Raw genomic sequence first — 9,311 nt, 5'->3', positions numbered from 1 at the left:
AACTTCACACCAACCGAATGCGCAAACTACATCCGCAATGCCGGATACGCTTCAAACTAAATGAAACTGACTCTAGGACGCACCCGCCAACTGCCTCAGCCCCTGTCTTCCGCAAACGCCGCCAGGATGCGCGCCCACGAGCGGATGCCCTTGCGGAAGCTCGTGAGGTCGTATTTCTCGTTCGGGCTGTGGATGCGGTTGTCGAAGCGGGCGAAGCCGATCAGGAGCGAATCCATGCCGAGCTTGTCCTTGAAGGCGGAGACGATCGGGATCGAGCCGCCGCTGCCGGCGACTGCTGCCTCGCGCTCCCATTCCTCGGTCAGCGCGCCGAGCGCCTTTCCGAGGAATGCGCCGTCGATGGGCATCACGGTCGCGGCACTCGCGCCGTGGTCGATGAACTCGACCGAGCAATCGGCGGGGATGCGGGCACGGACATGGGCGCGGAAGGCATCGCGGATCTTTTTCGGGTCCTGGCCGGCGACGAGGCGGAACGAGATCTTGGACTGCGCCTTGGCCGGGATGACGGTCTTGAAGCCCTCTTCGGTGTAGCCGCCGATGATGCCGTGGATTTCGCAGCTCGGGCGCGCCCAGACCTGTTCAAGCACCGAGCGGCCGTTTTCGCCGGCAGGGATCGACAGCCCGATGTCGCCCAAAAAGCCCTTGTCGTCGAAGGGCAGGCGCTGCCACTGCGCCTTGATGGCGTCGGGCAGTTCGGTGACGCCGTCATAGAAGCCTTCGACCGCGACGCCGCCGTCTGATGTGCGCAGGCTGGAAACGATGTCGGACAGGACCTGCAGCGGGTTGCGCGCGGCGTTGCCGTAGATGCCCGAATGCAGGTCGCGGCTGGAGCAGGAGATGACGATCTCCTCCTTCAGCACGCCGCGCAGCATGGTGGTGACGGCGGGCGTCTCGGCGTCCCACATGTCGGTGTCGCAGACCAGAACGACATCTGCCTTGAGCTCGGCGCCGGTGCTGTCGAGGAAGGGCGGCAGGCTGGGGCTCGAAATCTCTTCTTCGCCCTCGAACAGAACCGACACCTGGATCGGCAGGCTGCCGGTGACGGCCTTCCAGGCGCGGCACGCCTCGACGAAGGTCAGGAGCTGGCCCTTGTCGTCGGATGCGCCGCGGGCAACGATGTGGGTCTCACCATCAGGCTGGGGCACGAGCTTCGGCTCGAACGGATCGGAGTGCCAGAGATTGAGCGGGTCGACCGGCTGGACGTCGTAGTGGCCGTAGAACAGCACGTGCGGCCCCTGCCCCGTGCGGTCGTGGCCGACCACCATCGGGTGGCGCGCAGTCGGGCGCACCGAGGCGTCGAAGCCGAGCTGGCCGAGTTCCTTGGTCAGCCATTCGGCGGCGCGCTTGCAGTCGGCGGCATGCGCCGGATCGGTCGAGACCGAGGGGATGCGGATCAGGTCGAACAGGCGCTCGAGGCTGCCGTCAAGATTAGCGTCAACATTGGCGAGCACCTCGTCGAGGCGCGCCGTGGCTTCCGATTTGTTCATGGCTCTTGTCCTTCCCTGTATCAGCCTGATGTCCGCAGCCGCCTAGCCGGTGGCGTCGATGCGGGCCATTTCGGCCTTGAAGCTCTGCGCCACCTGCAGCGCATCGCGCAGCACCTTCTTGCGCTCGAGGCTCAGCACCTCGCGGTCGCGCATCAGCCAGTCGCCGCCGACCATGACGTCGCGCACGTCCGTCGGCATGGTGGCAAAGACCAGCGTCGAATAGATGTCATAGATTGGCTGCTGGCGCGGCGAGGCCAGGCTGACACGGATCAGGTCGGCCTGCTTGCCCGGTTCGAGCGAACCGACCTTGGCGTCCAGCCCGAGCACCTTCGCGCCATCGCGCGTGGCCATGCGGACGACGTCGACCGAGGCCATCGGCTTGCGGCTGTGGCCGAGCAGCTTGGCGAACATCGACACCGGGGCGAACTGCGAGAACAGGTCGAGCGTGTTGCCGCTCATCGCGCCATCGGTCGAGATGCCGACGGGAATGCCGGCCCGGCGCATCGCCTCGACGGGCGCGATGCCGCGCCCGGCCTTGCCGTTGGAGCGGGCGTTGTGGGCGACGCAGACCTCGGCATGGGCCATACGCTCAATGTCTGACGCATCGACATGCAGGCAGTGGGCGCAGATCAGACCCTTGCGCAAAAGCCCTGCCTTCTCGACCACCTCGACCGGGCGCATGCCGTGGGTCTTGTGCGCCCACTCCATCTCCTGGTCGCTCTCGGCCAGATGCATCTGTACCGGCACATCGGGATGATCATCTGCCCAACGCGCGATACGCTCCATGACGGCCATGCCGGTGGAATAGGGCGCGTGCGGCGCGATCGAGGGGATGACGCGGCCGTGGCCGGAAAACTCGGCGACCAGCGCCTCGGTGAGCGCAAAACCTTCGTCGGCGTTCTTGTGGTCCGGCGGGTCGAAGTCGGCGATGGTCTGGCCGAGCACGCCTCGGATGCCTGACCGGGCGACGACACGGGCGACCTCGGTCTCGAAGTAATACATGTCGGCGACCGAGGTGACGCCGCCCTCGATCAGTTCGAGCGCCGCCAATGCTGCACCGGCACGCACCGCCTCGGGCCGCACGAACTTGCGTTCCAGTGGCAGGATGTAGCGGTAGAGCCGGTCATCGACGTCCTCGCCCAGGCCGCGGAACAGCGTCATCGCCATGTGGCAATGCGGGTTGACCATGCCGGGCATGACGAGGTCGCCGCCGGCATCGACCAGTTCAGCGCCGACGATTGTCGGCGCGTCTCCGGAACCCACGGCCTTGATGACGTCACCCTCGACATGGACCCAGCCCCTGTCGATGACGGGCATGTCCTCGGTGCAGGGCAGGATGGTGGCGTTGGCGATGATCAGCGACATGGGCCAGCCTTCGAGTTCGAGTGTAGCGTACCCCCACCCCTAACCCCTCCCCACAAGGGGGAGGGGAATGACTTCGCCGCCAGAGCCATCGAAGACCAGTTCTGGGCGAAAGCCCGGCCGAACTCCCCTCCCCCTTGTGGGGAGGGGTAAGGGGTGGGGGTTCCCACGCGCACAACTATTCCGGCTTCAGCACGCAGCACTGGTCGGGCATGGGCACCAGCTTGGCCTGCGCTCCCGGCTCCAGCGGAGCCGACAGCGAGCCGTTGGCGATCAGCTGCCCGGCGGCGGTGTCGGCCTGGTACTGGTAGGCGCGACCGAGATAGGTCCGGAGCCCCAGCTTCGCCGGAATGCCTTCGGCCTTGGGATCGGTGCTGACCGCGAGACCGTCGGCGCGGGTGGCGAGCACGAAGCTGTCGGCGATCTCGCCGAAGCGTTCCTGCGACAGTTTTAGGCGCGCGCCGCCGGCGGCTTCGGCGGTGACGACAGCGCCGTCGCGGGCGACGACCGTCATCGGGATCAGGTTCTCGAAGCCGACGAAGCGGGCGACGAACGCATTGGCCGGGCGCTGGTACAGCGTCTCGGGCGTGTCGAACTGCATGATGCGGCCGGCATTCATGATGGCGACGCGGTCGGAGATCGAGAACGCCTCTTCCTGGTCGTGGGTGACGTAGACCGAGGTCGTGCCGTTGGCGCGCTGCAGCTGGCGGATCTCGACGCGCATGTCGACGCGCAGCTTGGCGTCGAGGTTGGACAGCGGCTCGTCGAACATCAAAAGCGGCGGCTCGATGACGAGTGCGCGGGCAAGTGCCACACGCTGCTTCTGGCCGCCCGACAGCGCGCCCGGCAGGCGGTCCGCGAGCTGTGACAGGCCGACGCGTTCGAGCATCGCCTTGGCGCGCTTCTCGCGATCGGCCGGGGCCACGCCGCGCTGCTTGAGGCCGAAGCCGACATTGTCGAGCACGCTGAGATGCGGGAACAGAGCGTAGTTCTGGAACACCAGGCCGATGTCGCGCTTGTAGGCCGGCAGCCGGGTCAGGTCCTTGTCGCCGAGGCGGATCGAGCCGGAGGTCGGCTCTAGGAAGCCAGCGATCAGGCGCAGCGTCGTGGTCTTGCCGCAGCCCGAGGCGCCGAGCAGCGAGACGAGCTCGCCCTTGCCGACCGATAGCGACAGGTCCTCCAGCACCTTGGTGGCGCCGTAGTGGGCGGTGAGATTCTGGACTGTGAGTGACTGGGTCATAGGTCTATTTCGCAAGGAAGGTGAGGCCGAGCGTGCGCTCGACGATGGCCATGACTGCGACGGTCAGCAGCATCAGCAGCACCGAAACCGACGCGATCGTCGGATCGAAGAACTGCTCGACATGGGCGAGGATCTGGATCGGCAGGGTCGAGACGCCGGGTCCGGTGAGGAACAGCGACGTCGACACGTCGTTGATCGAGGTGATGAAGGCCAGGATGAAGGCCGCGATCACGCCGGAACGCACGTTGGGCAGCACGATGGTGAAGAAGGTCTTCAGCGGCGGGCTGCCGAGGCTGACGGCCGCTTCCTCGATCGAGAAGTCGAAGGAAGCAAGGCTGGCCGAGACGACGCGCACGCAATAGGGCAGAACCAGCAGCATGTGGCCGACGAGCAGCGTCAGGAAGATCGGCGTCTGCATGCCGACCGCAACCGACTTCAGCAGCGAAAAGCCGAGCACGATCTCGGGCACCAGGATCGGCAGCACGAACACCGTCGACAGCCAGGTCGGCAGCTTGATGCGGTAGCGGTTGAGCGCATAGGCGGCGGGGATGCCGACCAGCAGCGCCAGGCCCGTCGCCAGGAAGGCGAGTTCGAGGCTGGTGATGATGGTGCGCTTGAAGGCGCTGATGGCGAAGATGTTCTCGAACCAGCGCAGCGAGAAGCCCTGCGGCGGGAAGGTCAGGTAGGTGGTGTCGCTGACCGACGCGCCGAGCACGATGATCAGCGGCCCCATCAGGAAGATGTAGACCAGGACGGCGAACAGGATCAGCAGGGGATTGATACGGCTGGTCATCATGTCGCCATCGGGTTGAGACGCCGCGCGATGCGGCTCATGGCGAGCACGACGGTGACGGTGATCACCACCATGATCGCGGCAATTGTCGAGGCGCCGACCCAGTCGAAGGACACCATGGCGCGCTGGTACATCAGCGTGCCCATGACCATCTGGCGCTCGCCGCCGAGCAGTTGCGGCGTGGCGTAGGCGGTGAACGAGCCGGTGAAGACGAGCACGGCGCCGACGATGAGGCCGGGCACGGCGAGCGGCAGGATCACCTGACGGAAGGTCGCAGCCGGCGTGGCACCGAGCGAAGCCGAGGCCTGGACGACGTCGTCGGGGATGTTCTCCAGCACGCCGACGAGCGTCAGGATCATCAGCGGCACGAACAGGTAGACCATCGCAACGATGACCGACCCTTGCGTGTAGAGCATCGACAGCGGCTCGCCGATCGCGCCGACGCCGACCAGGAAGTTGTTCAGGATGCCGTTCTTGCCGAGGATGATCAGCCAGGCGAAGGAGCGGACGACGACACCGGTCAGCAGCGGGAAGACGGCTGCGATGATCAAAAGGCTCTTCAGCCTGGCGGGCGACTTCGACACGACATAGGCGGTCAGGAAGCCGACGACGAGCGAGATGGCCGTGGTCGCCAGCGAAATCTCGATGGTGCGCCAGAGCACGGTGCGGCGGAAGCCGCTGTTGAAGAAGGCGAGGTATGGCGCCAGCACGCCGCCGTCCTCGCCGAAGGTGGTGGCGATGGTGGCGGCCACCGGCAGCATGAGGAAAACCACGACCGCCAGCGTAGCAGGCCCGGCGAGCCACCATCCGGCAAAGCGTTTGAGCATGAAATCCGATCTCTTCCAGTTGCCTCGATCGCGCAGCCTTCCAGCTGCGGCACTTGCGAGGCTTGCTAGCCTTCATTGCGCGCTCGCGAAAGGTGCAGAATGGCGCAAAGGCAGATGCAAGGCGGAAAATGGGGCGGCAGCCGCCTGTAATGCAAAGATACGGAGGAAGGGCGCGGGCCCTTCCCCCGGCTTCGTCCTACATGCCGAAGACTTCGTTCCAGCGGTCGACCCACTCGGTCTTGGCCGAATTCATCTTCTCGTAGTCGACCTGCTTCAGCGAGGCGATCATGTCGGCGCCGTAGGTCCAGAGCTTGGCCTGGTCGGGGGTCAGCTCGACGGCCTTGACGACCGGCGCGTCGACGCCGTTCGCGGCGGTCTTCTGCTGGACTTCCTTGGACAGCACGAAGTTGATGAACTCGTGCGCGAGCTCGACATTGGCCGCGCCCTTGGGGATGTTGATGGTGTTCAGCGTGGCGATCGCCCCGTCCGACAGGTTGGCCCAGGCGGCGGTCGGCACGGCGGCCTGGATCTGGGCCAGCGTGAAGTCCTGCGCGATTGCCGCGGAGATCTCGCCGGTGGAGAACAGGTTCACCAGCTCCGAGCCGGTGTTGTAGTTCTTGACGACGTTCGGCTTGAGCTCCTCGACCGCCTTGAAGGCGGCGGCGGCGTCAGCGAAGGCATCGACGCCGGCGTGCGAGCCGGCGACCATCACGGCCATCGGGCCGGCGGTGGTGGTAATGCCGGGCAGCGACAGCGAGTTCTTGAAGTCTTCCTTCCAGAGGTCGTTCCAGGAGGTGACCGGCGCCTTGACCTTGGCGCTGTCGTAGATGACGCCGACGCGGCCGATGGTGTAGGCCGGGCCGTACTCGCCCTGCGGCGCCTTGGCGATGTCGTAGAGACCTTCGAGGTTCGGGATCTTGGACTTGTCGACCGGCTGGAACAGGCCTTCCTTGATGCCGATCTGCGAATAGGCGTCGGTGAAGTAGGCGACGTCGACGCCCTCGCCGTTGCGGATCTTGATCTTGTTGAGGCGGTCGGCGTTGTTGCCGGTCTCGAACACGATCTCGCAGCCGCATTTCTCCTTGAACGGCTTGATGATGTACTCGTCGAGCTTGTCGCCGTTGAAGCCCCACCAGGAGATGGTCAGCGTCTTGCCCTGCGCGAATGCCGGCGCAGCGGCGAGCACCGCCGCGGCCGAGGCGACGCCCGCTGCGAGAAGGGTGTGAAGTCGGTTCATTTTTAGCCTCTGCTGTTTCGACAGCCCTGCGGGCTCGCGGGCTCGCGGAGGGACGAGAAAGCCTATTTTCACGCTGGCCTGGGTGCAACTCCAAATATTGTGCGACGCACATCATTTGCGGGCAGGCGGCGTCCCAATCAGAGAAGCCGACTCACTTTTCCGCGCCGGCCCAATGTCCCCGGCAAGGTGATTCCAACCACAAGGTTACCCAACGGAAAGCTTGTGCGCGCCCCGATTGCGACGCGCCGCCTCCGATCCACAACTAATTGTTCGGTCAGGTCCTTCCGAGAGGGAACTTTGGCTGATCCGGGAAGTTTGAGATGAAGGCAAAGAGTCGAAGTGGTGATACACTCGTTATCGACTTCGGCGATGTGAGGGTGCCATGCAAACACGCGATACCGACGTCTTCAACCTGTTCTCGGAAATCTACAGCAGTCAGACGACCGAGGAGATGAGCTTGCAGCAATATCTCCTCGCTTGCCGTGACCAGCCGTCGATGTATGCGACGGCGGCCGAGCGCATGGTGGATGCGATAGGCGAACCCAAGCTGGTCGATACCAGCGTGGACCCACGGCTGGGGCGCATATTCGCCAACAGGACCATCAAGATCTATCCGGCCTTCCCCGAGTTCTACGGCATGGAAGACACCATCGAGCGCATCGTCGGTTACTTCCGCTACGCCGCGCAGGGGCTCGAGGAGCGCAAGCAGATCCTCTATCTGCTCGGTCCCGTCGGCGGCGGCAAGTCGTCGCTCGCCGAGCGGCTGAAGAAGCTGATGGAAGAGCGGCCGATCTATACGCTGAAGGTGGGCGGCCAGATAAGCCCGATCTTCGAATCGCCGCTCGGCCTGTTTCACCCCGAGCGCATGGCCGACTTGCTCGAAGACAAGTACGGCATCGCAAAGCGTCGGCTGAACGGACTGATCTCGCCCTGGGCGGCCAAGCGGCTCGAGGAGATCGGCGGCGACGTCTCCAAGTTCAGCGTGGTCAGGCTGATGCCGTCGCGGCTACGCCAGATCTGCATCGCCAAGACCGAGCCCGGCGATGAGAACAATCAGGACGTGTCGGCGCTGGTCGGCAAGGTCGACATCCGCAAGCTGGAGAATTTCAGCCAGTCGGACCCCGACGCCTACTCCTTCACCGGCGGCCTCAACCGCACGACGCAGGGGCTGCTCGAATTCGTCGAGATGTTCAAGGCGCCGATCAAGGTGCTGCACCCGCTGCTGACGGCGACCCAGGAGAGCAACTACAACGGCACCGAAAGCTTCGGCGCCTTCCCCTACCAGGGCATCGTGCTGGCGCACTCGAACGAGTCGGAATGGCTGCAGTTCAAGAGCAACCGCAACAACGAGGCGTTCCTCGACCGCATCCTGGTGGTCAAGGTGCCCTACTGCCTGCGCGTCACCGAGGAACGGCAGATCTACGAGAAGCTGCTGCGCGAGAGCGAGCTGGTCAACAACCCCTGCGCCCCGGAAGTGCTCGACATCCTCAGCCGCTTCACGGTCTCGACGCGGCTCACCGAGCACGAGAATTCGCCGCTCTACACCAAGATGCGCGTCTATGACGGCGAGAACCTGAAGGACGTCGACCCCAAGGCCAAGTCGATGCAGGAATATCGCGACGCCGCAGGCGTCGACGAAGGCATGACCGGCATCAGCACCCGCTTCGCCTTCAAGGTGCTGTCGGAGACCTTCAACTACGACACCAAGGAGATCGCGGCAGACCCGGTGCACCTGATGTATGTGCTCGAACAGGCGATCAAGCGCGAGCAGTTCCCCAACGAGACCGAGCAGTCCTATCTCGACTTCATCAAGTCGGAACTGGCGACGCGCTATGCCGAATTCATCGGCCACGAGATCCAGAAGGCCTATCTCGAATCCTACAGCGAATACGGCCAGAACCTGTTCGACCGCTACATCGCCTATGCCGACGCCTGGATCGAGGACCAGGACTACAAGGACCCCGACACCGGCCAGATCCTCAACCGCGGCATCCTCGATTCCGAGCTGTCGCAGATCGAGAAGCCGGCCGGCATCGCCAACCCCAAGGACTTCCGCAACGAGGTGGTCAAGTTCACGCTCAGGGCGCGCGCCAAGAACAACGGCCGCAACCCGTCCTGGACCAGCTACGAGAAGCTGCGCGAGGTGATCGAGAAGCGCATGTTCGGCCAGGTCGAGGACCTCCTGCCGGTGATCAGCTTCGGCGCCAAGCGCGACAGCACGACCGAGAAGCAGCATGCCGAGTTCGTCCAGCGCATGACCGAGCGCGGCTACACGCAGCGCCAGGTGCGCCGTCTGGTCGACTGGTACATGCGCGTCAACAAGGCGGGCTGAGCGAGCGAGGAGACG

Annotated in this window: 7 protein-coding genes; 1 reads left to right on the top strand and 6 read right to left on the bottom strand. The window is 64.7% G+C overall.

Going from position 1 to position 9,311, the window contains the following annotated elements; genetic code table 11:
• Positions 1–95: 95 nt before the first annotated feature.
• From PV773_RS23785 to PV773_RS23760, 6 genes are all read right to left on the bottom strand, one after another.
• A complete protein-coding gene (locus tag PV773_RS23785) occupies positions 96–1,505 on the bottom strand; it encodes a M20/M25/M40 family metallo-hydrolase (protein WP_347968746.1) in 1,410 nt (469 codons plus the stop codon).
• Between the two features lie 42 nt (positions 1,506–1,547).
• Positions 1,548–2,870 (bottom strand): amidohydrolase, encoded by a 1,323-nt coding sequence (locus tag PV773_RS23780; protein WP_347968745.1) that lies wholly within the window; start codon positions 2,868–2,870, stop codon positions 1,548–1,550.
• Positions 2,871–3,045: 175 nt separating this feature from the next.
• Entirely contained in the window at positions 3,046–4,107 is a 1,062-nt protein-coding gene (locus PV773_RS23775) for an ABC transporter ATP-binding protein (RefSeq protein ID WP_347968744.1), read from the bottom strand.
• Between the two features lie 4 nt (positions 4,108–4,111).
• Entirely contained in the window at positions 4,112–4,903 is a 792-nt protein-coding gene (locus PV773_RS23770) for an ABC transporter permease (protein ID WP_347968743.1), read from the bottom strand.
• The gene (locus tag PV773_RS23765; protein ID WP_347968742.1) at positions 4,900–5,727 is read right to left on the bottom strand and encodes an ABC transporter permease; all 828 of its coding nucleotides are present in this window, start codon (positions 5,725–5,727) and stop codon (positions 4,900–4,902) included. The genes PV773_RS23770 and PV773_RS23765 overlap by 4 nt, the downstream gene beginning before the upstream one ends.
• 196 nt (positions 5,728–5,923) lie before the next feature.
• Positions 5,924–6,964, bottom strand: a complete 1,041-nt coding sequence (locus tag PV773_RS23760) for an ABC transporter substrate-binding protein (RefSeq protein ID WP_347968741.1) — start codon at positions 6,962–6,964, stop codon at positions 5,924–5,926.
• A gap of 382 nt (positions 6,965–7,346) precedes the next feature.
• Between PV773_RS23760 and PV773_RS23755 the strand changes: the two genes are divergently transcribed.
• Positions 7,347–9,296 carry a PrkA family serine protein kinase gene (locus tag PV773_RS23755; protein WP_347968740.1) on the top strand — a complete coding sequence of 650 codons (1,950 nt, stop codon included), beginning with the start codon at positions 7,347–7,349 and terminating at the stop codon, positions 9,294–9,296.
• Positions 9,297–9,311 lie beyond the last annotated feature (15 nt).

The sequence above is a fragment of the Mesorhizobium sp. CC13 genome (assembly GCF_039907765.1).
Lineage (GTDB): Bacteria > Pseudomonadota > Alphaproteobacteria > Rhizobiales > Rhizobiaceae > Aminobacter.
Note: the sequence above shows the minus strand (reverse complement) of the source record. Positions and strands in the feature narration are given on the sequence as shown.